Here is a 24,372-nt window from a genome sequence, read left to right as displayed (position 1 = left end):
CTAGCGCGCCTCCCTCGGGGGCGCGTTTTTCTTTGGCGCGGTTAGCCGCGCTCCCAAAGCGCGTTGTAGACGGCTTCGATCCCATCAGCCTCGGCCCGCGCGCTAAAGCGGTGTTCGGCCCAGTGGCGCGCGGCCTCTGACAGAGCGGCTTGGTCCTCTCGCTCAAGCAGGGACAGCGCGGCTTGGGCCGCAGCCTCCGCCGCGCCAAGCGGCACGACCTTGCCCACACGGCCACCATTCGAAAAAGCGCCGTAATATCCCGCATCGCTGCCCACGAAGGGCACGCCCGAGGCCAGCGCTTCGAGCGGGACCATGCCATAGCCCTCGTAGCGCGGCAGTTGCACCACCAGCGACAGCGCGCGCATCAGTTTGGGCAGGTCGGCGGCCGGGTATTCGCCCACGAAAAGCAGCCGCCCTGCTAGGCCCGCCGCCTCGACCTGCGCCTTGAGCTTGGTCAGAAACGCCTCATGCTTGCCGCCCGCGCGGCCAATCACCAGCGCCACCGCGCCGGGGCGTTCAGGCAGCAGGCGCAGCATCGCCTCCACGAAAAGGTCGGTGCCTTTCTCGGGCCGAATGCGCCCCACAGTGGCGATGCCATGGGTGCCGCCAAAGCCCAATTGCTCCCAAGCGGCGCCCCGGTTGGTGGCGGGAGAGAAGACATCGGTATCCACCCCATGCGGCACCACGGCGCGGACATGGGGCACGAACTCCGCCGCGCGTTCGGTCGTGGCGATGACCGCGTCCATTTGCCGGATCAGCCAGCGTGGATAGGCTGAATGCAGGCGCTGCGCGGCAGAGGTGAAGACGATCCGGATATTCGCCCCGCGCACATCGCGCAGCCAAAGCGCGCTGCGCATCTCGGGGTTGCGGCGGACGTGCCAGATGGCGAAGGAGCGGTCTTGGGGGGGATGTTTTCGGGTGATCCGCCCTGCGGCGGCACGGGTCAGCGGCACCGGGCAACCGGGCAGGGGGTGACCCACCAGCACCAACTCGTGCCGATTGACCTGTTGGCGGACCACGTTTGCGGCGGTGGCCGAGACGCCGGTAAAATTGCGGTTGAAGTTGGTGACGAAAAGCTCAGGCATCGGCGCTGTCCTCTCGCAGGCGCAGGGCCGTGATCAGCCGCTCGGCGATACTGTCGAGCTTGTCGGTCTGCGCTGCGGCATAGGTTTTCGACGCGGCCACACCGCTGGCGCGGGCAATATCGTTGCGCAAAAGATCAGCCACACGGTCTGCCAAATCCTGCGTGCCCGCCACCAGACGCGCAGCGCCCGCAGCCTCCATCTCGGCAAAGGTCTCGGCGAAATTAGCGACATGGGTGCCCGAAAGCACCATCGCTCCGGCCTGCGCAACCTCATAGGGGTTATGCCCCCCGATGGGGTGTAGCGATCCGCCCAGAAAGACGATGTCGGACAGCGCGTACCAGGTGCCCAGCTCGCCCAATGTGTCGGCCAGATAGACCTGCTCGCGCGGCATGTCGCCCCGCGTCCGGCGGCCATGGGTCAGTCCGACGCTGGCGATGAGGCCGGCCACTTCGTCACCGCGTTCCGGGTGGCGGGGGACAAGGATCAAACACAGGTCGGGGACCTGTTCAAGCAGTTGCCGATGCGCCTCTAATACCGCTTTCTCCTCGCCCGGATGGGTGGAGGAGGCGATCCAGACCGGGCGCTCGCCCAAGGCCGCACGGGCCTGCGCGATGGTGTCATCGTCCTGCGGCAGGGGGCCTGCCATAGACTTGAGGTTGATCCCCGGAGCGACCCGATCGGCGGGGGCGTTGATGGTGGTCATGGCCCGCGCCATTGCGTCATTCTGCGTCAGGATCAAGTCAAACACACCAAAGAGAAACCCCGCCAGCGCCGGCTGTTTCTGCCAGCGTTCGATAGAGCGTTGCGAGAGGCGCGCGTTGATCAACGCCATTGGCGTGCCACGCGCATGGGTCCGCCGCAGCATCTGCGGCCAAAGCTCGCTCTCGACGAAAAGCGCCGCGTCGGGCCGCCAATGGTTGAGGAACCGCTTTAGCGGGCCGGAGGCGTCGAGCGGGGCGAATTGATGCCGGCTGCGCGGCGGCAGGCGTCGGTCCACCAGCCGGGCCGAGGTCGCGGTGCCGGAGGTGATGAGGAAATGCGCCTGCGGCAGCGCGCGGCCCATCCGGTCAATCAGCGCCAGAACCGACAGGCTTTCCCCGACAGAGGCGGCGTGAAACCAGATCAGGGGCCCCTCGGGGCGCGGCTGGCTGGCGTGGCCGAGCTTTTCGCGCGCGCGTTTCGGCTCAACCTCGGCCCGGCGCAGCTTGGCCATGGATTGCCGTCCGGCGATGGGCAGCATCACAGTGCTTGCCGCGACCCATGCCCGGTAGAGGAACGGCGTGGCCATCGGGCTCAGCCGCCCGTGTGGCTCATGTGGCGCGGCATCTGCCCGTCGACACGCTGGCGGGAATAGTCGAAATCATGACCCTTGGGCTTGCGGTCGATCGCCGCGCGGATCGCCTCTTGCAGCGGCAGATCCGTATCGGGGTGATCGCGCAGTGGGGCGCGCAGATCGGCCACGTCTTCTTGGCCCAGACACATGAAAATCTCACCGGTGCAGGTGACCCGCACGCGGTTGCAGCTTTCGCAGAAATTATGGCTCAGCGGGGTGATGAAGCCGATCTTCTGACCTGTCTCTTCGAGCCGCACATAGCGGGCCGGGCCGCCGGTCCGCTCGGCCAGATCGGTGACGGTGTAATGTTCGGCATAGCGCGCGCGCACGTCCTTGAGGGACCAGAACTGACCAAAGCGGTCTTCGTTGCCCAGATCCCCCATCGGCATGACTTCGATCCATGTCAGATCAATCCCACGCTCAGCGCACCATTCGGTGATGCGCGGCAATTCGGGCTCGTTGAAGCCCTTGAGCGCCACGGCGTTGATCTTGATCTTCAGGCCCGCGCGCTGCGCCGCGTCGATCCCGCGCAGCACCTGCGGCAGGCGGCCCCAGCGGGTGATGTCCGCGAATTTCTGCTCGTCTAGTGTGTCGAGCGAGACATTCACCCGGCGGACCCCGGCGGCGTAAAGGTCATCGGCGAAGCGTTCGAGCTGGCTGCCGTTGGTAGTCAACGTCAGTTCTTTCAGCGCGCCACTGTCGAGGTGCCGTTTCATGCCGTCGAAGAAGGTCATGATGCCGCGCCGGACCAGTGGCTCGCCACCGGTAATGCGCAGCTTTTCGACGCCGAGGTTGACGAAGTTGCTACACAAGCGGTCCAACTCCTCCAGCGTCAGCAATTCCTTCTTGGGCAGGAAGGTCATGTTTTCCGACATGCAATAGACGCAGCGAAAATCGCAGCGGTCAGTGACGGAGACACGCAGGTAGGTGATTGCGCGCATGAAGGGGTCGATAAGGGGTGCTGTCATGCCTCATAGGTAATGCCCCGCCCACTGCGGGGCAAGCGGCATTTGGACGATTGATAAGGGGGCAGGGCGCGGATAGGCTGCGCGGATGACACGTATTATCTTACCGCTTTTCATCGTCGCCGCAACGGCAGGCTGCAGCACCCTGTCGGACCGTTTCGGCATGGATGCCTCCCAGTCCGAGCCTGCGGCCGCATCCGCCCCGACAGAAGCTCCGGCAGAGGCCGCAACCGCGACCGCCCCCGCCGCTGCGACACCGCCCGCCGCATCTCCGATCACGACCGGGGGCAGCAGTGCCGAGGCGCTTGATACAACCACCGCCGCCGAGCGCGAAGCAGCTAGCCGTGCGCCCGCCAGCACCGGTGCTGCCTTGGGGACGACAGTGGTCAGTCTGGGCAGCGCGACAGAGCCGGGCCTGTGGTTGAAAACACCTCTGGTCGACGCCGAACAGCCGGGCCGGGTGACCAACCCCGCAACGGGCAAATCGGCCGCCGTGACCCTGATCCCGCTGGAGGGGCCTTCAACCGCAGGCAGCCGCATGTCGCTGCCCGCTTTGCGTTTGATCGGCGCTTCCCTGACAGATCTCACCACGGTCGAAGTCTCGACCGAAGGGTAAAGCGCGGGGTCAGCCTGCGCCGTCTGACTTTTTCAGCAGGCGCAGCGCTTCTTTCACCGCGAAAGGTTTCATCGCCTCCCCATGGGTGGCAACAAAGGCGCGGGTGCGCTCGGGGTCGTGTTTCGACAGGTCGCGCAGCCACCAACCGATCGCCTTTTGGATGAACCAACGGTGATCCGTCACCATCGTCGCGGCCCAGCTAAGAATGCGGTCCCGCGCGGCAAGCTCTTCTGGTTTGGGGTTGTTCTGCTTGGTCCACGGCAGGGTCGAGACCAAAGCCGCCCGCCGCGTCCAGAGATGATCGGAGGCGACCCAGTCTTCCACTTCGTCCAGACGTGTTGGATCGGCCACCAGACGTTTCTGCGCGGCCATGCTTGCATGGTCGGCGATCGCCCAACTGTCGAAATCCGCGGTCCAGCTTGCGATCAACGCCCATGCGGCTTGATCGTCGGGTCGCAGTCGCGCTTGGGTCAGCAGCTTTGCCGCCGCGACGCGCGCCTCGAAAATACCCGATTGCCACAGGCCGTCGGCAAGGGCGACACGGCCCTCAACGTCGAGCGCATCGCGCCAAGTCTGGGCAAGCTCTGCAATCTGCGGATTGGTGAGGCCAAGGTAGCGCCGGTCGGCTTTGTGATAGGCGCGCATCTCTTCGGCGCGGGCCGGGTTGGCCTGCGCTTCGAGTTCCTCAAGGGCGGTTTCCAAATTCATTCCACCGTCACCGATTTCGCCAGATTGCGCGGTTGGTCCACATCCGTGCCTTTCGCCACGGCGGTGTGATAGGCCAGCAACTGCGCCGGAACCGCATAGAGGATCGGCGCCAGTGCATCCGGGACGGGGGGCATTTCTATACTGAACCAAACGCCCTCATTGGCTTCGGCCTGACCTTTGGAGTCGGAGATCAGGATCACCTTGCCCTTGCGCGCCATGACCTCTTGCATGTTGCTGACGGTCTTGTCGAACAGCGCGTCTCGTGGTGCCATGACGACTACCGGGACATGCTCATCCACCAATGCGATCGGGCCGTGCTTCAGTTCACCCGATGCATAAGCCTCGGCGTGGATGTAGCTGATTTCTTTAAGTTTCAATGCGCCTTCAAGGGCGAGGGGGTACATCTGACCTCGGCCAAGGAACAGCACGTCGCGGGCATGTGAGAGCTTGAGCGCTGCCTCCTGCATGGTGTCGTTTTGTTCAAGCGCCGTGCTGATGATCGCGGGCAGCCCCCGCAGGCTTGAGATGTGATCGGCGAATGTCTCGGCGCTGATCGCGTCGCGGTCTCGGGCGGCCTTGAGAACCAGCGCAAAGAGTACGACCAATTGGCAGGTGAAGGCTTTGGTTGAGGCGACGCCAACCTCGACACCGGCATGGATCGGCAAGGCCAGATCGCTTTCGCGGGCGATGGAGCTTTCGGGCACGTTGACGACCGAAAGGATACGCGCGGCCTTGCCCTCGCAATAGCGCAGGGCGGCCAGCGTATCTGCGGTTTCCCCTGATTGGCTGACGAAAACCGCCAGCGTACGCGGCGGGATCGGCGGCTCACGGTAGCGGAATTCCGAGGCGACATCTACTTCGACCGGCAGACGGGCGATCTGTTCAAACCAGTATTTCGCGGTGAAACAGGCATAGGACGCAGTGCCGCAGGCCACCATGATGATCCGGTCAAACTGCGTGAAATCAATATCCTGCGCGCTGATGTTGATCTCGCCTTCGGGGGTCAAGTAGTGGCCGATGGCCGCACCGATCACGCCGGGTTGCTCGGCGATCTCTTTGGCCATGAAGTGCTTGTGCCCGGCCTTGTCGATGCGGGTGCTGTCAATCTGCACGGATTTGATTGCGCGGTTGGCCAGCGACCCGTTGCGGTCGGTGATCTCTACCGACGTGCGGGTGATTACGGCGCAATCCCCCTCTTCGAGATAGGCAATTCGGTTGGTCAGCGGGGCCAGCGCGATGGCATCGCTGCCCACATACATCTCACCCTCACCATAGCCGATGGCCAAGGGCGAACCCTTGCGCGCCGCGATCATCAAATCTTCGTGCCCGTCAAAAAGGAATGCCAGCGCAAAGGCGCCTTCGAGGCGGGCGAGGGTCTGTTTGGCGGCCTCCACCGGGCCTGCGCCCTGCGCCATATGATGCTGGGTCAGCAGAGCGACGGTTTCGGTATCGGTCTCGGTCACGAAATGCGCGCCATGTTCGGCCAGCTCTGCCCGCAGTTCGCGGAAGTTTTCGATGATCCCGTTGTGCACCACGGCCACAGGCCCGGCCTGATGCGGGTGGGCGTTGGTCACGCTCGGCGCGCCATGGGTGGCCCAGCGGGTGTGGCCGATGCCGGACTTGCCCGCCAGCGGTTCATGCACCAGCGCGTCCGAGAGGTTGACCAGTTTGCCCAAGGCGCGACGGCGGTCGAGTTTGCCGTTGTTCAGCGTGGCAATGCCAGCACTGTCATAGCCGCGATATTCCAGCCGTTTCAACGACTCTACCAGAATGGGAGCGACTTCATGGGTGCCAAGCACCCCTACAATTCCACACATGTTTAGCTGCCCCTCTGCATTTTTGCCTTCTTGGCCTTTAGAATTTCGGACATTTTGCGGGCCATGCCCGGTTTTTCGATCTGCGGCGCGCGGGACAGGGCCAGCGCCTCTGGCTCCACGTCCGAAGTGATGACCGAGCCTGAGCCGGTCATCGCGCCCTCGCCGATTGTCACCGGGGCCACCAGCATGGTGTTCGACCCGATGAAAGCGCCCGCGCCGATGGTTGTGTGATGTTTCATCACGCCGTCATAATTGCAGGTGATCGTGCCCGCCCCGATGTTGCTCCGCGCGCCCACGGTGGCATCGCCGATATAGCTCAGGTGGTTGACCTTGGCCCCTTCGGCGATCTGCGCATTCTTCACCTCAACAAAATTGCCAATGCGCACATCTTCGGCCAATTCCGCGCCGGGGCGCAGACGGGCGTAGGGGCCGACCACGCCGCCGCGTGAGACATGGCACCCTTCTAGATGCGAGAAGGCGCGGATGGTGCTGCCGGATTCCACGGTCACATTCGGGCCGAAGACTACGTTGGGTTCCACCACCGTGTCGCGGCCAATATAGGTGTCGCGGGCAAGGAAGACTGTTTCGGGCGCGATCAGGGTCACGCCGTCTTCCATCAGCAGCACGCGGGCGCGGGATTGGAACGCAGCCTCGGCCCGGGCGAGGTCGCCGCGGGAGTTCACGCCCATCGTCTCGGCCTCGGTGCAGGTGACCACAGTGGCGCTGCGCCCTTCGGCGCGGGCAAGGCCGATGATGTCGGTAAGGTAGTATTCTTCCGAGGCGTTGTCGTTGCCCACTTTGTCGATCAGATCGAACAGGAGCTCAGATTTGCAAGCCACCACGCCGGAATTGCACAGGGTAATGGCGCGTTCCTCGGGCGAGGCGTCTTTGAACTCAACAATGCGCTCCAACGTGTCGTCCTGCATCACCAAACGGCCATAACGGGCGGGGTCGGCGGCTTCGAACCCCAGCACCACCACATCATGTGTCGCCAGCGCCTCCTGCATCTTTTCCAATGTCTCGGGCTGTACGAAGGGCGTGTCGCCGTAGAGCACCAGCGCCATACCGTCGAAACCTTCCAATGCCGGGCGGGCCTGTGCCACCGCATGGGCCGTGCCCAGCTGTTCGGTCTGTTCGACCACCTGCGCATCCTCGTCAAAGAGGGTCGCCGCCGCGCGTACCTGATCCGCCCCATGGCCCGCCACCACAACCGTATGACGGGGGCCAAGCATGGCGCCTGCGGCCATGGCATGTTCGAGCATGGGGGCGGAGGCGACGCGGTGCAGCACCTTTGGCAGGTCCGAGTTCATCCGTGTCCCCTTGCCCGCGGCAAGGATGATCAATGCAGTTTCCATGTAAATCTCTTTGTCCTTCAGCTTGCATTCTCTTTACGCGCTTCGCACAAAGGCGCAAGGTTGCGGCCCATCAAACTAGATTGCGGTCTGCAACACGATGCCATTTTGCAAGGCGGGGTTCCGCCCAAGGAGTACCCAGTGAAGACAGTCGTTTTCGATCTCGACGGCACCTTGGCCGATACCTCGGGCGATTTGATCGCCGCCGCCAATGCCTGTTTCCGTGACATGGGCGAGGGCGATGTGCTGGTCCATGCCGAGGATGCGGGCACCGCGCTGCGTGGCGGGCGAGCTATGCTGACGCTGGGAATGCAAAAGCTGGGCCGTGCCGATGACGCGGCGACGATCGACCGCTATTACCCCATGCTGCTCGAAGCCTATGGCCGCGACATCGACACCCATACCATCATGTACCCTGGCGCGATGGAGGCAGTGGCCGCGCTCAAGGCCGCAGGCTACCGCGTGGCGATCTGCACCAACAAACCCGAGGCTTTGGCAGAGTTGCTGCTGACCCGTCTTGGCGTGCGGGATGCATTCGGCGCGATGCTGGGGGCTGATAGTCTGGACGTGCGCAAACCCGACCCTGAGCATCTGTTCGAAACCGCCCGCCGGGCCGGGGGCGATCCGGCACAATGCGTATTGATCGGTGACAGCGACACCGACCGTAAAACCGCCAAAGCCGCCGGGGTGCCCTGTGTGCTGGTAACTTTTGGCCCCTCGGGCGAGGACATGGCAGCGCTGGAGCCCGAAGCCCTGTTGGACGATTTTGCCGACCTGCCGGAGGTCATTGAACGTTTGATCGGCAAAGCCGCCTGACGGCAGAGCGTTTCCCCGGCAGCTTCACGCAGCCGAAGCCGGTCCCTGACGGCGCGATGGAGGCGGCGGTGGCAGTGATCCGACACGGGCGTTGCACCGGTACAGGACGACCCCCGCCGAGGTCGCCTTACTGGAACAGGAATTCGCCACGTTAATGGGAGCGAATTCCTGCCTCACCGTGGCCTCGGGCGGCTAGGCTCAGAAGCGGATCGTGCCGTGTTTGCCCATATCGGGTTTCTCGCCGGTCAGTTGGGCTTTGCCGATCTCATAGAGAAATTTGAACCCGCCATCGGTGGCCCAAACCTCGGCCTCGGTCAGGTCGAAGCGGATCAGTTGCACATCGGGGTCTTGCTTGCCGTCCTCGAACCACGCGCCCGCAATTGCGTTCCAGATCTTGTCCAACTCAGTCGGGTTGGTCACGGCAGAGACATGGCCGTCGATCCGTGCCCAAAGAGATTCGTCCTTGCTGGCGATCAGATACTCAGCCGCGGCACGGCCTTCGGCGGATTTCGCCAGATCGGTGCCCTTTGCAGTGATAAACCAGAGCACGGCGGAACGGTCGTCTTCGTCGATGTAATGGGTCATCGGCACCGCACGGGCGGTCTTGGTTGCCAGCATCCCGGCGCGGGTGTCATCCAGACGGTCCCAGAACTCTTTTTTCAGATCATCGCTCATTTGCATCTCGCTTTGTTGTAGTGTTCGCTTGGTCGCAGGGCCAACCCGCCGCGGCGCAGCGCGGTTCCACATCGCGCCGCTTGACGCAAAGCGGGCGGGGCGGTAGGTAATGAACAAGCGTTCAATAAATCGGGGGGAGAAGCCGTGTTCAACGCAAGTATGCAGTTTGATCTGGGAGAAGACGTCGCGGCCATGCGTGAGATGGTACACCGCTGGGCGCAGGAACGCGTCAAACCAATCGCCGCCGAGATCGACACGAAGAACGAATTCCCGCCCGAGCTTTGGACCGAGATGGGCGAGTTGGGCCTCTTGGGTATGACCGTCGAAGAAGAGTTCGGCGGCTCCGGTCTTGGCTACGTTGCCCACACGGTCGCGGTCGAAGAGATCGCCCGCGCCTCCGCTTCGGTCTCGCTTTCCTACGGCGCGCATTCCAACCTCTGCGTGAACCAGATTAAGCTGAACGGCACGCCAGAGCAAAAGGCGCAGTTCTTGCCGAAACTCTGCTCGGGCGAGCATGTCGGCGCGTTGGCCATGTCCGAAGTGGGCGCGGGCAGTGACGTGGTGAGCATGAAGCTGAATGCCGAAAAGCGGAACGATCATTTCCGCCTGAACGGCAACAAATACTGGATCACCAATGGCCCGGACGCGGAGACCTTGGTCGTCTATGCCAAAACCGACCCCGAGGCGGGCTCGAAGGGCATCACCGCCTTCCTTATCGAGAAGTCGATGAAGGGTTTTTCGACTTCCAAGCATTTCGACAAGCTTGGCATGCGCGGCTCGAACACCGCCGAGTTGATCTTTGAAGACTGCGAAGTGCCCTTCGAGAACATCCTCGGCGAAGAGGGCAAGGGCGTGCGCGTGCTGATGTCGGGCCTCGACTACGAGCGCGTCGTGCTGGCAGGCATTGGCCTTGGCATCATGGCCGCCTGTCTGGATGAGATCATGCCCTATATGGCCGAGCGCAAGCAGTTCGGCCAGCGCATCGGGGATTTCCAGCTGATGCAGGGCAAGATGGCGGATATGTACACCGCGATGAACTCGGCGCGGGCTTACGTCTACAGCGTGGCGCAGGCCTGTGACCGGGGCGACGTGACCCGTCAAGACGCGGCAGCCTGCTGTCTTTATGCCTCGGAACAAGCCATGGTGCAGGCGCATCAGGCTGTGCAGGCGATGGGCGGCGCAGGCTATCTGTCGGACAACCCCGTGGGCCGCATCTTCCGCGATGCCAAGCTGATGGAGATTGGCGCGGGCACCTCGGAAATTCGCCGCATGTTGGTGGGCCGCGAGATGATGGGGGCCATGTGATGCGCGCCGTGCTGCTGGCCTGTGCGTTTCTTGCGGGGCCAGTGGCCGCGCAGGAGATCACCTATTCCGACGCTGCGACAGCAGAATGTCTGGCCGGGGCCGAGGAGTTCACCGACCAGCGCAATTGCATCGGCCTGTCGTCCAACCTCTGTATGGAAGCGCCGGGCGGCTATACGACCTATGGCATGGGAGGATGTCTGGATGCGGAACTGTCTTTCTGGGACGGGTTGCTGAACGAGAACTATCGCGCGCGGATGGTGCAGTCCAAATCCGCCGATGAGGATGCCGCGCTCTATCAGCCGGAATTGCCTTCTCAGGCCGAAGCTCTGCGTGACATGCAGCGCGCGTGGATTACCTTCCGCGATGCCGCCTGTGACTACGAACGCAGCCAATGGGGCGGTGGCACGGGCGGCGGGCCTGCGACTTTGGCCTGCCTGATGCAGATGACCGGCGAACAGGCTCTGCGTTTGGGGGCGGCCTATTAACCGCGTCACGATGTGTTGGCCAAACGGGACGGAAGGATCGGGATGGAGAACCTAATTGAACTGAAGACGGAAGGCGGTGTGTTGCACCATTTTCTGCCTTGGCTGATTGAGGGTTTTGAGATCATGGCGGCCGTCATCGACATTGCCGCGATCCTCCTGCTGCTGATCGGCGCGGCGCGTTTCCTGACCGGGGTGACGATCGCCGAAATCGCCAAGAAGGGCGCGGAGCGGGTGCGCCGCACCAACCGCGAGCGCATCGAACTCGGGCGCTACATCCTTGCGGGGCTGGAACTCTTCATCGTGTCGGACGTGATCCATACCGCGATCAGCCTGCGGTTTGCCGACCTGCTCTTCCTGCTGATGCTGGTCATCATCAGGTCCATCACCTCTTTCTTCCTCGACCGGGAGTTGGAGCAACTTAAGAAGGAACTTGGCGATGACTGACTTTTCCGACCTCAAGGCGCTCTATGTGAACTGCTCGCTCAAGAAGACTCCGGGCGACAGCCATACGCAGCTTCTGATGAACGCGAGCGCGGGCATCATGGAGGCGCAGGGGGTGAGCGTCGAACACCTCTACTTGCTCGACCACCAAGTGCCGCCGGGCGTCTACCCGGACATGACAGAGCACGGCTGGGACCGTGACGATTGGCCCGCGCTCTGGGAGAAGGTGCTGGCCGCCGACATCCTGATCATCGGCACGCCGCTCTGGCTGGGTGAGGAAAGCAGTGTCTGTCGGGTGTTGATTGAGCGGCTCTACGCCATGAGCGGCAAGTTGAACGACAAGGGCCAGTCGGTCTTTTACGGCAAGGTCGGCGGGACCGTCGTCACCGGCAACGAGGACGGCATCAAGCACGTCGCCATGACCACCGGGTTTGCGATGAACCACCTTGGCTACACCATCCCGCCACAGGCCGATTGCGGCTGGATTGGCGAAGCGGGGCCGGGGCCGTCTTATGGCGATGATGTGGACGGCAAGCGCGCAGGGTTCAACAACGAATTCACGCAGCGCAACACCACGATCATGACATGGAACGCCATGCATCTGGCACGAATGCTGAAAGCGGCGGGGGGCTACAGCCAAGAGGGCAACGACCGCAACGCCTGGGATGCGGGCGCGCGGTTTGATTTTGAAAACCCGGAGTATCGAAGCTGATATGACACAGGACGATTGGCCCATCTGGCAGGGCAACATGGCCGCGCAGTGTTTGGCGCAACCCGATGACGCCACAGCGATCATTGATCTGACCGGCGCCGCCCGCCACGACGTGAGCTATGGCGCGCTGCATGAGATGGTCGATGGGCTGGCCCGTGCGCTGAAGGCCGAAGTGGCCCCCGGTGACCGCGTGGGTGTCTTGCTCAGTCAATCGCCATGGTGCGCGGCGGCGCATCTGGCGATCTGGAAGATCGGCGCGATCTCTGTGCCGCTGTTCAAGCTTTTCAAACGTGACGCGCTGGCCAGCCGGATTGGCGATGCGGGCTGTGCGATTGTGCTGACCGATGCCGAAGGCGCGGACCTGTTGGGCGATCTGGCAACCCCGTGGATGGCGGCTGATGTGGGCGCGGCAGGCGGCCCGGTCGACTTTGCCGATGTCGGCCCCGAAGACCCCGCCGTGCTGATCTACACCTCGGGCACCACCGGCACGCCCAAAGGCGCGCTGCACGGCCATCGGGTGCTCTCGGGCCATTTGCCGGGCGTTTCGGTCAGCCATGATCATCTGGGGAAGGACGGCGATTGCCTTTGGACGCCCGCGGATTGGGCATGGATCGGCGGGCTATTCGATGTGGCGATGCCTGCGCTGGCACTTGGCGTGCCGGTGGTGGCCGCACGGATGCCCAAGTTCACCGTCGAAGGCTGCGCCGATGTGATTGCCCGCGGTGAGGTGAAGAATGTCTTTTTCCCGCCCACGGCGCTTCGCATGCTGAAAGCCGCGGATGTATCCTTGCCCGGTCTGCGTTCAGTCGCCAGCGGTGGCGAGCCTTTGGGCGCCGAGATGCTGGCATGGGGCCGCAAGGCGTTTGGGCTCGAGATCAACGAATTCTACGGCCAGACCGAATGCAACATGGTGGCCTCAAGCTGCGGGGGTGATTTCCCCGCGCAGCCCGGCTGCATCGGCAAGCCCGTGCCGGGGTTCGACTTGGCGGTGCTGGACGCGGACGGCAAGCCCACGGATGCCGAGGGCGACGTGGCTGTGCGCAAAGGTGCCCCCTCGATGATGCTGCGCTACTGGAACCGGCCCGAGGAGACGGCGGCCAAATTCCACGGCGACTGGCTGCTGACCGGCGACCGCGGCATCTGGGAGGGCGACTACCTGCGCTTCGTGGGCCGCGAGGATGACGTGATCACCTCCGCTGGCTACCGCATCGGCCCGGCGGAGATTGAAGATTGCTTGCTGACCCATAGCGCGGTTGCGACCTGCGGCGTGGTCGGCAAACCCGACGCGCTCAGGACCGAGATCGTGAAGGCCTATGTGGTGCTGAAACCCGGTGCCGAGGTCGAGGCAAAGGAACTGCAGGACTGGGTGAAGGACCGGCTCGCAAGCTATTCCTACCCGCGCGAGATTGCATTCGTGGAGGACCTGCCGATGACCGTCACCGGCAAGGTAATCCGCAAAGAACTAAAGCGTCTGGCGGCGCGAGAGAATGAGGACGTAACATGAAACTGACATCCCAAGCCCTGCCATCCTCGGATGCCTATAAGGCCAATGAGATGGCGCATCTCAAGGCGCTGAGCGAAGTGCGCGACGCGGCAGAGGCTGCGGCCCTCGGCGGTGGCGAGAAGTCCCGTGCACGGCATGAGAGCCGGGGCAAGATGCTCCCCAGAGAGCGGGTGGCGAACCTGCTCGACCCCGGCAGCCCGTTTCTGGAAATCGGGGCCACGGCGGCACATGGGCTTTACGACGGTGCGGCCCCTGCCGCCGGTGTGATCGCGGGCATCGGTCGGGTGCAGGGCCATGAGGTCATGGTGGTCTGCAACGACGCCACCGTGAAGGGGGGCACCTATTACCCGATGACGGTGAAGAAACACCTCCGCGCGCAGGAGATTGCCGAGGCGAACCATCTGCCCTGCATCTACCTGGTGGACTCTGGCGGGGCCAATCTGCCGAACCAAGATGAAGTCTTTCCCGACCGCGACCATTTTGGTGCGATTTTCTACAACCAAGCGCGGATGAGCGCCAAGGGGATCGCCCAGATCGCTGTGGTGATGGGCTCTTGCACCGCTGGCGGGGCCTACGTTCCGGCGATGTCGGATGTGACGATCATCGTGAAGGAGCAGGGCACGATCTTCCTCGCTGGTCCGCCGCTGGTGAAGGCCGCGACGGGGGAAGTGGTGAGCGCCGAAGACCTCGGCGGTGGCGACGTGCACACCCGTCTGTCGGGCGTGGCCGATTACCTCGCCGAAGACGATGCCCATGCGCTGGCACTAGCGCGCCGCGCGGTGGGGCAGCTGAACAAGACCAAACCGACAACCGTCGATTGGGCCAGCCCCGAAGAGCCCGCCTATGACCCCGCCGAGATGCTGGGCGTGGTGCCAGCCGATCTGCGCACGCCCTATGACATCCGCGAGGTGATCATGCGGCTGGTCGACGGCAGCCGCTTTGACGAGTTCAAGTCCCGCTTTGGCGAGACGCTGGTCTGCGGCTTTGCTCACGTAAAGGGCTGCCCGATCGGCATCATCGCCAACAACGGCGTGCTATTTTCAGAAGCCGCCCAGAAAGGCGCGCATTTCGTGGAGCTTTGCAGCCAGCGTAACATCCCGCTGGTCTTCCTGCAGAACATCACCGGCTTCATGGTCGGCCGCAAATACGAGAACGAGGGCATCGCGCGGCATGGAGCCAAGATGGTGACGGCGGTGGCCACGACCAATGTGCCTAAAATCACGATGCTGGTCGGCGGCTCCTTCGGCGCGGGCAACTATGGCATGTCGGGCCGGGCCTACCGTCCGCGGTTCCTGTGGTCTTGGCCCAACAGCCGCATCTCGGTCATGGGGGGCGCTCAGGCGGCGGGCGTGTTGGCCACCGTCAAACGCGACGCGATTGAGCGGGCGGGCGACACCTGGACCGAGGAGGAAGAGACCGCCTTCAAGCAGCCGACGATTGATATGTTCGAGAAGCAGAGCCATCCGCTCTATGCCTCCGCAAGGCTGTGGGATGACGGGATCATCGATCCGCGCAAAAGCCGCGATGTGCTTTATCTGAGCCTTTCGGCCAGCCTAAACGCGCCGATTGAACCGACGAAATTTGGTTTGTTCCGGATGTGATTGTGGCGCGAAGCGGGGGGCAACCTCCGCGATCCCACAACATATTCGGAGCCAGAAAGAGATGAAAAGGGTAGGGCATGTTTGACACGATCCTGATTGCGAACCGGGGTGAGATTGCTTGCCGGGTAATGGAAACCGCACAAGCCATGGGGGTGCGCTGCGTGGCGGTGTACTCGGACGCCGATGCGGGCGCGAAACACGTGGCGATGGCGGATGCCGCCGTGCATATCGGCGGCTCGGCCCCGGCGGAGAGTTACCTTAAGGGCGACGTGATCATCCAAGCCGCGCTGGATACCGGCGCGCAGGCGATCCATCCGGGCTACGGGTTCCTGAGCGAGAACCCCGATTTCGTGGAGGCGGTTGAGGCCGCGGGGCTGACCTTCATCGGCCCCTCGGCCAAGGCGATCCGGGCCATGGGCCTTAAGGACGCCGCCAAGGCACTGATGGTCGAGGCGGGCGTGCCCGTCGTGCCGGGCTACCACGGGGCGGATCAGGACGATGCGCTGCTGGCCGAGGAAGCCGAGAAGATCGGCTACCCGGTGTTGATCAAGGCCGTCGCGGGCGGCGGTGGCAAGGGCATGCGACTGGTCGAGGAGGCGAAGGACTTTCAGGCGGCGCTCGACTCGGCACGCTCGGAAGCCAAGACCGCCTTTGGCAACCCGGATGTATTGGTCGAGAAATTCGTCACCAAACCGCGCCATATCGAGGTGCAGGTCTTTGGCGACGGCACCCGAGCGGTGCATCTGTTCGAACGAGACTGTTCGCTGCAGCGCCGCCACCAAAAGGTGATCGAGGAAGCCCCTGCGCCGGGCATGACAGACGATATGCGCGCGGCCATGGGCCAAGCTGCGGTGCGCGCGGCCGAAGCGATCGGCTATGCCGGGGCAGGAACGGTGGAATTCATCGTCGACGGCTCAGGTGGGCTCTCGACCGAAGGGTTCTTCTTCATGGAGATGAACACGCGCCTGCAGGTGGAGCATCCGGTTACTGAGCTGGTCACCGGGGTCGATCTGGTGGAATGGCAGCTGCGCGTGGCAGCGGGCGAGGCCCTGCCAAAGGCTCAAGATGAACTCACGATCAACGGCCATGCCTTCGAGGCGCGGCTCTATGCCGAGGATGTGCCGAAGGGCTTTCTGCCCGCCACCGGCACGCTGACGCATCTGTCTTTCACGCCCCAGACCCGCGCTGACAGCGGCGTGCGGGCGGGCGACACGATCAGCCCCTTTTATGACCCGATGATCGCCAAGGTCATCGTGCACGGGCCTACACGCGACGTGGCACTGTCGCGCCTGCGCGCGGCGCTCAAGGGCTGCGAGGTGGGCGGCACGGTCACCAACCTCGCCTTCCTCGGCGCACTGGCGGGGCATGAAGGTTTTGCGAAAGGCGATGTCGACACCGGGCTGATTGCGCGGGATATCGACGCGCTGACCGCGCAGCCAGAGGTGCCGGGGCGGCATTTCGCGCTGGCGGGGATGGCGGCGCTCGGGTTGGATCAGCCGCAGGCAGAGGCCGGGTTCAACCTCTGGCGGCCCTTGCGACGGCAGGTGATGCTGGGCCATGATGGCGAAGAGCATTTGCTGAAGGTGCGGGTGCTGTCCGAGGACATGCAGCTTTGGACCGTGGCCGATCACGAGCTGCGCGCCGAGCGCATTGGCGGACGCTGGAAGATCGACGGCCACGTCGCGCCGGCGGTCTCGGTCGCTGGCGACGTGGTCACGGTCTTTGACGCCTATGGTATCGCCTTTGATGTGATCGATCCGCTGGCGCGGGCCGCCGCAGCCCACGGCGATGGCAACATCGTTGAGGCCCCGATGCCCGGTCTGGTCCGCGCCATCGACGCCGAGGTCGGCCAAAGCGTTGCCAAAGGCGACCGTCTGGCGGTGCTGGAGGCGATGAAGATGGAGCATTCGTTGTTCGCCGCGCGCGACGGCGTGGTGGCCGAGGTGCTGGCCCAGCCCGGTGATCAGGTCGAAGCCGGTGCCGCGCTGGTGCGGCTGGAAGCCAAGGAAGACGCATGATTACGCTGCACCACTGCCCCCAGACCCGCTCGATGCGCACACTCTGGCTGCTGCACGAACTCGACGACGTCGAGTTTCAGGTCAAGGTCCACGCCTTCGACCGCAGCCTGCGCGATCCGGAATATCTAATCCTCTCGCCCGCAGGGCGGGTTCCGGCGCTGGAAATCGACGGCGAGCGTATGTTTGAGACTGGCGCGATCACGCAGTACCTTTGCGAACGCTACAGCCCTGACCGCATGGGCCGTTCTGTCGGCAGCCCTGACCGAATGGCTTGGCTGGTCTGGGTGCATTTTGCAGAAACCGTCAGCCAGCACACCGCGGCGCTGACCCAGCAGCACATCGCCCTGCGCGACGATTCCATGCGCAGCCCCATCGTGATGAACCTCGAAGCCGCGCGGATCGGCAAATGCTACGACGCGCTGGAGGCGCGGCTCTCGACACCGCTGGAGAACCGCGACTACTTGTTGACCTCTGGCTTTTCGGCTGCCGATATCTCGGTGGGCCAAGCGGTCTATATGGCGCGACATTTCGTGAAATTGGATGACCACCCCTCGGTCGCGGCGTGGTATGAACGGATCACGGAACGTGACAGCTTCGCACAGGCCTTGCCCGATGGGGCAAAGCTATACGAGGAGGATTTCTACGCGCCATGGCCGGTTGAGTGACCGTGGCCCATTCAGGGAAGGAGAGCGGCCAATGAGCCTTGGACCATGTGAGATTTTCGAGGTCGGCCCGCGGGACGGTCTGCAGAACGAAAAACGCGAGATTCCCGTTGCCGAAAAGGTCGCGCTGGTGGACAAGCTGAGCGCCGCAGGCTTCGCCCGCATCGAATGCGCCAGTTTCGTCAGCCCAAAATGGGTGCCGCAGATGGCCGGGTCGGGCGAGGTGCTGGCGGGGATCACACGGGCTGAGGGCGTGCGCTATGCCGCACTGACGCCGAACATGCGCGGCTATGAGGATGCGCTGGCCGCAAAGGCGGATGAGATCGCCATCTTCGCCTCGGCCTCGGAAGGTTTCAGCCAGAAAAACATCAACGCCAGCATCGACGAGGCGTTCGAGCGGTTTGCCCCGATCCTTGAAGAGGCGCGACATGTGGATATGCCGGTGCGAGGCTATGTCTCCTGCGTAGTGGAATGCCCCTATGACGGCAAGGTCGATCCCGGCGCGGTGGCGCGGGTGGCCGACAGGCTCTTTGCGATGGGCTGTTACGAGATTTCCTTGGGCGACACCATCGGCGCGGGCACGCCTGACAGCATCGCGCGGATGTTGCTTTCGGTGCGGGACGTGGTGCCGGCAGGGCGGCTGGCGGGGCACTACCATGACACGCACGGGCGGGCGATGGCCAATATCGACGCCTCGCTGTCGATGGGGCTGCGGGTCTTTGATGCGGCGGTGGGCGGCTTGGGCGGTTGCCCCTATGCGCCCGGCGCGGCGGGCAATGTCGCCACCGAGGCGGTGAACGAACATCTGACGGCGCTTGGCTATGACACCGGCGTCGATCAGGCGGTGGTGCAGGAAGCCGCTGAAATGGCGCGGGCAATGCGAGGCTGACATGTACGAGACTTTGACGATCGAGACCGACGCGCGCGGGGTGGCGACGCTCACCCTGAACCGTCCTGAAAAGCACAACGCGATGTCCGCGCAGATGCTGGCGGACCTGACGGATGCGGCGGGTAAACTGGCCGCCGACGATGCGGTGCGTGTGGTGGTGCTGACCGGGGCGGGCAAATCCTTTTGCGCGGGCGGCGATCTGGGCTGGATGCGCGATCAGGCGGATATGGATGCTGAGACACGCTCGGCTGAGGCGGGCAAACTTGCGACGATGCTGGGCGCGCTCAATGCGTTGCCAAAGCCGGTTATTGGCAAGTTGCAGGGCAATGCCTTTGGCGGAGGGGTCGGCATGGCTTCGGTTTGTGACGTGGCCGTGGGGGTCGATACGCTCAAGATGGGGTTCACCGAGACCCGGCTCGGCATCATCCCGGCGACCATCGGGCCATACGTTCTGGCGCGGATGGGCGAGGGGCGGGCGCGGCGGGTCTTCATGTCAGCGCGCCTTTTTGGCGCGGCGGAAGCGGTCAATCTGGGGCTGCTGGCCCGTGCCGTTCCAGCGGACGAACTCGACGCAGCGGTTGAGGCCGAAGTCGTGCCCTATCTCTCCTGCGCGCCGGGTGCCGTTGCGGCGGCCAAGAAGCTGGCGCAGGACTTGGGCGGAATCGCTACACCGGAGGCGGTAAAACTGTCCATCGACGCGCTGGCGGCGCGTTGGGAAACAGAAGAAGCCGCTGAAGGAATCAGTGCCTTCTTCGACAAGCGCAAAGCCGCTTGGGTGGTCTAGCTCAAGGCTTTGGCGAAATGGCTCTATTGCGGGCCCGTGGGCGGCATTAACCGGGCTTGGCCCGTTGACCCTACCCACGGGCAGAGTTAAACCCGTTCCAAGTTTGTCTGCGCGGGCTTTTGGCCTTTGCCTCATGCCGCGCACCGCGAAAGGAGCATCCCCTTGGACGACATGCTGCGGGAATACCTGCCCATCCTCGTTTTTCTGGCCGTGGCGATTGGCCTTGGCCTCGTGCTGATCCTCGCCGCCGTGGTCGTGGCCGTGCGCAATCCTGACCCGGAAAAGGTCTCGGCCTATGAATGTGGGTTCAACGCTTTTGACGACGCGCGGATGAAGTTTGACGTGCGTTTCTATCTGGTGTCGATCCTCTTCATCATCTTCGATCTCGAAATCGCCTTCCTCTTCCCTTGGGCCGTGGCGTTCAAAGAGGTGAGCATGGTGGGTTTTTGGTCGATGATGGTGTTCTTGGGCGTGCTGACGGCGGGCTTCGCCTATGAATGGAAGAAGGGAGCGCTGGAATGGCAGTAAATGATGACGCGCTGGTCACCCCCGTGATGGGCGATGGCCACCAAAGCCCGCGGGTGAAATCCGGCGCTTCTGCGCCAGCGGCCTACGGTCAATACGGTGCGGGGCCTGACCCGGAATTCGCGACCCAGAGCCTGAATGCCGAGTTGCAGGACAAGGGTTTCCTGCTGACCTCTACCGAAGACATCATCAATTGGGCGCGCACCGGTTCACTGCACTGGATGACCTTTGGTCTGGCCTGCTGCGCGGTCGAGATGATGCACAGCTCAATGCCGCGCTATGACCTTGAGCGTTTCGGCACCGCACCGCGCGCCTCTCCGCGCCAGTCGGACCTGATGATCGTCGCGGGGACGCTGACCAACAAGATGGCCCCGGCGCTGCGCAAGGTCTACGACCAGATGCCAGAGCCGCGCTATGTGATCTCGATGGGCTCCTGCGCGAATGGCGGCGGTTACTATCACTACAGCTATTCGGTCGTACGCGGCTGTGACCGCATTGTACCGGTTGACGTCTATGTGCCCGGCTGCCCGCCCACGGCAGAGGCGCTGCTCTATGGTATCCTCCAGTTACAGCGTAAAATCCGCCGCACCGGGACGATTGTGCGCTAAGACAAGGGCCTGCGCCGGGTGAGGGGCAGGCAGAAGGACGATGCGCCAAAGGCGCGGGACAGTGAGATGGCGTTGATCGGCGCGTGGAAGGAAGATTTGCGATGAGCGAACAACTGCAGGAACTTGGGGCCTATATCGAAGCCAAGCGGCCCGATTGTGTGCTGGGATGGGATGTCACCAAGGGTGAGTTGAACATGTCCGTGGCACTGGCGAATATCGCGGGCCTTGTTGAGTTCCTCAAGGGCGACCCGACCTGCCGTTTCTCGACCTTGGTCGACATCACGGCGGTGGATTATCCGGGCCGTGCGAAACGGTTCGACGTGGTTTACCACTTCCTGTCGATGTACCAAAACCACCGCATCCGCCTGCGCGCCACCGCGCGGGAAAAGGACATGGTGCCGTCGATCACCGGGGTGCACCCCAGTGCCGATTGGTTCGAGCGTGAAGTCTTCGACATGTTCGGCATCCTGTTTTCCGGCCACCCGGACCTGCGCCGCATCCTGACCGACTATGGTTTCCGCGGCCACCCGCTGCGCAAGGATTTCCCGACGACGGGCTATACCGAAGTGCGCTATGACGAAGCCGCCAAGCGCGTGGTCTATGAGCCCGTCAGCCTCGTTCAGGAATACCGCCAGTTCGATTTCATGTCGCCTTGGGAAGGGGCCGATTACATCCTGCCAGGCGATGACAAGTCCGCGCCTGATGGCCATGTGAGCAAGGGCGCGAAGTAATGGGCGGGCTGGGCTGGCTGATCCTCTCGGCGCTGACGGCCATTCCAATGGTCAAACTGCTGCCGTTCTTTGGCATCAATAAATACTGGGCGGCGGCTTGTCTGATCCCGTTGGGCACAATCGCCCTGCTGTGGTGGATGGGCATGAAGCTGCAAGAACTGGAGAAACGGTAATGGACGGCGACATTCGCACAAAAGCCTTTGACGACGGGTCGACCGACTTTGAGTCCGGCGAGCAGAAGATCCGCAACTTCAACATCAACTTCGGCCCGCAACACCCTGCCGCGCACGGTGTTTTGCGTCTGGTGCTTGAGCTTGACGGTGAGGTTGTAGAGCGGTGCGATCCGCATATCGGCCTGCTGCACCGTGGCACCGAAAAGCTGATGGAAAGCCGCACCTATCTGCAAAACCTGCCGTATTTCGACCGGTTGGATTACGTGGCCCCGATGAACCAAGAGCACGCTTGGTGTCTGGCCATCGAAAAGCTGACCGGCACTGTGGTGCCGCGCCGCGCCTCGCTGATCCGGGTGCTGTTCTGCGAAATTGGCCGCATCCTGAACCACCTATTGAACATCACCACGCAGGCTCTCGACGTGGGCGCGCTGACGCCGCCGCTTTGGGGTTTTGAAGAGCGTGAAAGCCTGATGATCTTTTACGAGCGGGCCTGTGGCGCGCGTTTGCACGCGGCCTATTTCCGCCCCGGCGGTGTACACCAAGACCTGCCGCCAGCGCTGCTGGACGATATCGAAACATGGTGCGCGCAATTCCTGACCAAATTCATGGTCGATATTGACGAGCTGCTGACCGAGAACCGGATCTTTAAACAGCGGAACGTCGACATCGGCATCGTGTCCGAGCAAGAAATTCTCGATTACGGCTTCAGCGGCGTTATGGTGCGCGGCTCGGGGCTGGCCTGGGATCTGCGGCGCTCGCAACCCTATGAATGCTACGATGAATTCGACTTCCAAATCCCCGTGGGCAAGAACGGCGACTGCTTTGACCGCTACCTCTGCCGCATGGAAGAGATGCGCCAGTCGACCTACATCATACAGCAAGCGATCGAAAAACTGCGCGCGCCCGAAGGGCAGGGCGACATCCTCGCCCGTGGCAAGATCACTCCGCCATCGCGGACCGCGATGAAGACCGATATGGAAAGCCTGATTCACCACTTCAAGCTCTACACCGAAGGCTTCCACGTGCCCGAGGGCGAAGTGTACTGCGCGGTCGAAGCGCCGAAGGGCGAGTTCGGCGTTTACCTCGTGGCCGATGGCTCCAACAAGCCCTACCGCTCTAAAATCCGCGCGCCGGGCTTCTTGCACTTGCAGGCGATGGACCATGTGGCCAGCGGCCACCAGCTTGCCGATGTGGCCGCGATCATCGGCACCATGGACGTCGTCTTTGGAGAGATCGACCGGTGATGCAGGCCGCATCGCTCCGTTTTGAAGAAATTTACGCCGGGGGCATCATTGGCCTCCGCCTGACCATAGGTTCGAACTAATGCTCCGCCGTCTACACCCTGACCAGCCCGACAGTTTTGCCTTCACACCCGCCAACCAAGAATGGGCCGAAGCGCAGATCACCAAATACCCCGAAGGCCGTCAGGCCAGCGCGATCATTCCACTGCTGTGGCGCGCGCAGGAGCAAGAGGGCTGGCTGACCCGTCCGGCGATCGAGCATGTCTCGGAAATGCTGGGCATGGCCTATATCCGCGGTCTGGAAGTCGCTACATTCTACTTCATGTTCCAACTGCAACCAGTTGGTTCCGTGGCACATATCCAAGTTTGCGGCACCACATCCTGCATGATCTGCGGGGCTGAAGATTTGGTCGCTGTCTGCAAAGAGCGCATCGCCAACAAGCCCCATGAGCTGTCAGCGGATGGGCGTTTTTCTTGGGAAGAGGTCGAATGCCTTGGGGCCTGTTCCAATGCGCCCATGGCACAGATCGGCAAGGACTATTACGAAGACCTGACCACCGCGCGGCTCAATGAAATCCTTGATGAGTTGAGCGATGGGCGCGTGCCAGTGCCCGGCCCGCAAAACGGGCGCTATGCGTCGGAGCCTCTGGGCGGGTTGACCAGCCTCACGGACCACGAAAGCGGGCGCACGCAGTATAACGCCAGCGCGCAGGCGGCGGTGGACATCGGTGATACCGTCAAGCGGATCGACGGCACCGAAGTGCCGCTGCTGACACCCTGGCGCAATCAACCCGACGCGCCACAGGCTGAGACGGTTGAAGAGGTCGAAGCTGAAGAGCCGCGTCCCGCCGAGGGCGAAAGCGCTGATAAGACCGGCGTGACCGAGCAAGAAGCCGAAGCCACGTCAAAGAGCAAACCGCGCTCCAAACGTGACCCCAAGGGCGAGAGTGCCGATGCGGCAAAGGCCGAAACCAGCGCCCCCGCCACGCCCGGCCAAAAGCCCGCCCAGTTGGACGCCCCCCGCGAGGGCGGTGCGGACGACCTGAAAAAGATCAAAGGCGTCGGCCCGAAGCTGGAGCAGATGCTGAACGGCATGGGGTTTTACCACTTTGACCAGATCGCCCAATGGGGCCCAGAGGAGGTCGCTTGGGTCGACCAGAACCTCGAAGGGTTCAAAGGCCGCGTCAGCCGCGACAACTGGGTAGAGCAGGCCGCGCGCCTCGCCAAAGACTAAAGACGGAGATTTCACAACGGGCCAAGGACGGCACCATTACCACCCCGCAAAGCCATAAGCCGCATCGCCCGCATTAAGGGAGAGAAGGACAG

Annotated in this window: 24 protein-coding genes and 1 pseudogene; 18 read left to right on the top strand and 7 right to left on the bottom strand. The window is 63.2% G+C overall.

Features of this window, described 5'->3' with window-relative positions; translation table 11 throughout:
- Positions 1 to 41: 41 nt before the first annotated feature.
- From O4H31_RS09470 to moaA, 3 genes are read right to left on the bottom strand one after another with little or no spacing between them, the layout of a single operon-like run.
- A complete protein-coding gene (locus O4H31_RS09470) occupies positions 42 to 1,085 on the bottom strand; it encodes a glycosyltransferase family 4 protein (RefSeq protein ID WP_269345127.1) in 1,044 nt (347 codons plus the stop codon).
- The gene (locus O4H31_RS09465; protein WP_269345126.1) at positions 1,078 to 2,373 is read right to left on the bottom strand and encodes a 3-deoxy-D-manno-octulosonic acid transferase; all 1,296 of its coding nucleotides are present in this window, start codon (positions 2,371 to 2,373) and stop codon (positions 1,078 to 1,080) included. The genes O4H31_RS09470 and O4H31_RS09465 overlap by 8 nt, the downstream gene beginning before the upstream one ends.
- Before the next feature lie 5 nt (positions 2,374 to 2,378).
- Positions 2,379 to 3,386, bottom strand: coding sequence for a GTP 3',8-cyclase MoaA (moaA, locus tag O4H31_RS09460; protein ID WP_269345125.1), 1,008 nt, complete (start codon positions 3,384 to 3,386; stop codon positions 2,379 to 2,381).
- Between the two features lie 85 nt (positions 3,387 to 3,471).
- Between moaA and O4H31_RS09455 the strand changes: the two genes are divergently transcribed.
- The gene (locus O4H31_RS09455; protein WP_269345124.1) at positions 3,472 to 3,999 is read left to right on the top strand and encodes a hypothetical protein; all 528 of its coding nucleotides are present in this window, start codon (positions 3,472 to 3,474) and stop codon (positions 3,997 to 3,999) included.
- Positions 4,000 to 4,008: 9 nt separating this feature from the next.
- Here O4H31_RS09455 and O4H31_RS09450 read toward each other — a convergent pair whose 3' ends face one another.
- Genes O4H31_RS09450 through glmU form a run of 3 tightly spaced genes read right to left on the bottom strand, consistent with a single transcriptional unit; the run spans position 4,009 to position 7,879 of the window.
- The gene (locus tag O4H31_RS09450) at positions 4,009 to 4,707 is read right to left on the bottom strand and encodes a DNA alkylation repair protein (RefSeq protein ID WP_269345123.1); all 699 of its coding nucleotides are present in this window, start codon (positions 4,705 to 4,707) and stop codon (positions 4,009 to 4,011) included.
- Positions 4,704 to 6,524, bottom strand: coding sequence for a glutamine--fructose-6-phosphate transaminase (isomerizing) (gene glmS / locus O4H31_RS09445; protein ID WP_269345121.1), 1,821 nt, complete (start codon positions 6,522 to 6,524; stop codon positions 4,704 to 4,706). The genes O4H31_RS09450 and glmS overlap by 4 nt, the downstream gene beginning before the upstream one ends.
- 2 nt (positions 6,525 to 6,526) lie before the next feature.
- The gene (glmU, locus tag O4H31_RS09440) at positions 6,527 to 7,879 is read right to left on the bottom strand and encodes a bifunctional UDP-N-acetylglucosamine diphosphorylase/glucosamine-1-phosphate N-acetyltransferase GlmU (protein WP_269345119.1); all 1,353 of its coding nucleotides are present in this window, start codon (positions 7,877 to 7,879) and stop codon (positions 6,527 to 6,529) included.
- Positions 7,880 to 8,017: 138 nt separating this feature from the next.
- Between glmU and O4H31_RS09435 the strand changes: the two genes are divergently transcribed.
- Entirely contained in the window at positions 8,018 to 8,692 is a 675-nt protein-coding gene (locus O4H31_RS09435; RefSeq protein WP_269345117.1) for an HAD-IIIA family hydrolase, read from the top strand.
- A 198-nt stretch (positions 8,693 to 8,890) separates the two neighbouring features.
- Here O4H31_RS09435 and O4H31_RS09425 read toward each other — a convergent pair whose 3' ends face one another.
- A complete protein-coding gene (locus O4H31_RS09425) occupies positions 8,891 to 9,367 on the bottom strand; it encodes a pyridoxamine 5'-phosphate oxidase family protein (protein ID WP_269345115.1) in 477 nt (158 codons plus the stop codon).
- 144 nt (positions 9,368 to 9,511) lie between these two features.
- On the opposite strand from O4H31_RS09425, the gene O4H31_RS09420 reads away from it, so the two are divergent.
- The 16 genes and pseudogenes from O4H31_RS09420 (at position 9,512) to O4H31_RS09345 (ending at position 24,357) form a co-directional block, all read left to right on the top strand.
- Complete coding sequence (locus O4H31_RS09420; protein ID WP_269345113.1) at positions 9,512 to 10,672, top strand: isovaleryl-CoA dehydrogenase; 1,161 nt, start codon at positions 9,512 to 9,514, stop codon at positions 10,670 to 10,672.
- Positions 10,672 to 11,157: a lysozyme inhibitor LprI family protein gene (locus O4H31_RS09415; protein WP_269345111.1), complete on the top strand. Its 486-nt coding sequence runs from the start codon at positions 10,672 to 10,674 to the stop codon at positions 11,155 to 11,157. Before O4H31_RS09420 ends, O4H31_RS09415 begins: the two co-directional genes overlap by 1 nt.
- A gap of 42 nt (positions 11,158 to 11,199) precedes the next feature.
- Positions 11,200 to 11,601, top strand: coding sequence for a DUF1622 domain-containing protein (locus tag O4H31_RS09410; protein WP_259984879.1), 402 nt, complete (start codon positions 11,200 to 11,202; stop codon positions 11,599 to 11,601).
- Complete coding sequence (locus tag O4H31_RS09405) at positions 11,594 to 12,310, top strand: flavodoxin family protein (protein WP_269345108.1); 717 nt, start codon at positions 11,594 to 11,596, stop codon at positions 12,308 to 12,310. The genes O4H31_RS09410 and O4H31_RS09405 overlap by 8 nt, the downstream gene beginning before the upstream one ends.
- A 1-nt stretch (position 12,311) precedes the next feature.
- Positions 12,312 to 13,814, top strand: coding sequence for an AMP-binding protein (locus O4H31_RS09400; protein ID WP_269345106.1), 1,503 nt, complete (start codon positions 12,312 to 12,314; stop codon positions 13,812 to 13,814).
- Entirely contained in the window at positions 13,811 to 15,415 is a 1,605-nt protein-coding gene (locus tag O4H31_RS09395) for a carboxyl transferase domain-containing protein (RefSeq protein ID WP_067625712.1), read from the top strand. Before O4H31_RS09400 ends, O4H31_RS09395 begins: the two co-directional genes overlap by 4 nt.
- A 77-nt stretch (positions 15,416 to 15,492) precedes the next feature.
- Positions 15,493 to 17,433 (top strand): acetyl/propionyl/methylcrotonyl-CoA carboxylase subunit alpha, encoded by a 1,941-nt coding sequence (locus O4H31_RS09390; protein ID WP_269345102.1) that lies wholly within the window; start codon positions 15,493 to 15,495, stop codon positions 17,431 to 17,433.
- On the top strand, positions 17,430 to 18,098 hold the full coding sequence (locus O4H31_RS09385) for a glutathione S-transferase family protein (protein WP_269345100.1): 669 nt from the start codon (positions 17,430 to 17,432) through the stop codon (positions 18,096 to 18,098). Before O4H31_RS09390 ends, O4H31_RS09385 begins: the two co-directional genes overlap by 4 nt.
- A gap of 31 nt (positions 18,099 to 18,129) precedes the next feature.
- Positions 18,130 to 18,984 (top strand): hydroxymethylglutaryl-CoA lyase, encoded by an 855-nt coding sequence (locus tag O4H31_RS09380; RefSeq protein WP_269345098.1) that lies wholly within the window; start codon positions 18,130 to 18,132, stop codon positions 18,982 to 18,984.
- A 1-nt stretch (position 18,985) separates the two neighbouring features.
- Positions 18,986 to 19,768: a crotonase/enoyl-CoA hydratase family protein gene (locus O4H31_RS09375; RefSeq protein WP_269345095.1), complete on the top strand. Its 783-nt coding sequence runs from the start codon at positions 18,986 to 18,988 to the stop codon at positions 19,766 to 19,768.
- 162 nt (positions 19,769 to 19,930) lie between these two features.
- Positions 19,931 to 20,296, top strand: coding sequence for an NADH-quinone oxidoreductase subunit A (locus O4H31_RS09370; RefSeq protein WP_067263411.1), 366 nt, complete (start codon positions 19,931 to 19,933; stop codon positions 20,294 to 20,296).
- Positions 20,287 to 20,901, top strand: coding sequence for a NuoB/complex I 20 kDa subunit family protein (locus O4H31_RS09365; protein ID WP_236627345.1), 615 nt, complete (start codon positions 20,287 to 20,289; stop codon positions 20,899 to 20,901). Before O4H31_RS09370 ends, O4H31_RS09365 begins: the two co-directional genes overlap by 10 nt.
- Positions 20,902 to 21,002: 101 nt before the next feature.
- Complete coding sequence (locus O4H31_RS09360; RefSeq protein WP_269345091.1) at positions 21,003 to 21,632, top strand: NADH-quinone oxidoreductase subunit C; 630 nt, start codon at positions 21,003 to 21,005, stop codon at positions 21,630 to 21,632.
- Complete coding sequence (locus O4H31_RS09355; protein ID WP_162931847.1) at positions 21,632 to 21,805, top strand: hypothetical protein; 174 nt, start codon at positions 21,632 to 21,634, stop codon at positions 21,803 to 21,805. Before O4H31_RS09360 ends, O4H31_RS09355 begins: the two co-directional genes overlap by 1 nt.
- The gene (locus tag O4H31_RS09350; RefSeq protein WP_067939883.1) at positions 21,805 to 23,049 is read left to right on the top strand and encodes an NADH-quinone oxidoreductase subunit D; all 1,245 of its coding nucleotides are present in this window, start codon (positions 21,805 to 21,807) and stop codon (positions 23,047 to 23,049) included. The genes O4H31_RS09355 and O4H31_RS09350 overlap by 1 nt, the downstream gene beginning before the upstream one ends.
- Before the next feature lie 79 nt (positions 23,050 to 23,128).
- Positions 23,129 to 24,357: pseudogene (locus O4H31_RS09345) on the top strand (NADH-quinone oxidoreductase subunit E).
- The last annotated feature ends 15 nt before the right edge of the window (positions 24,358 to 24,372 follow it).

This window comes from Sulfitobacter dubius, from assembly GCF_027214245.1.
Taxonomy (GTDB): Bacteria; Pseudomonadota; Alphaproteobacteria; order Rhodobacterales; family Rhodobacteraceae; genus Sulfitobacter; species Sulfitobacter dubius_A.
Note: the sequence above shows the minus strand (reverse complement) of the source record. Positions and strands in the feature narration are given on the sequence as shown.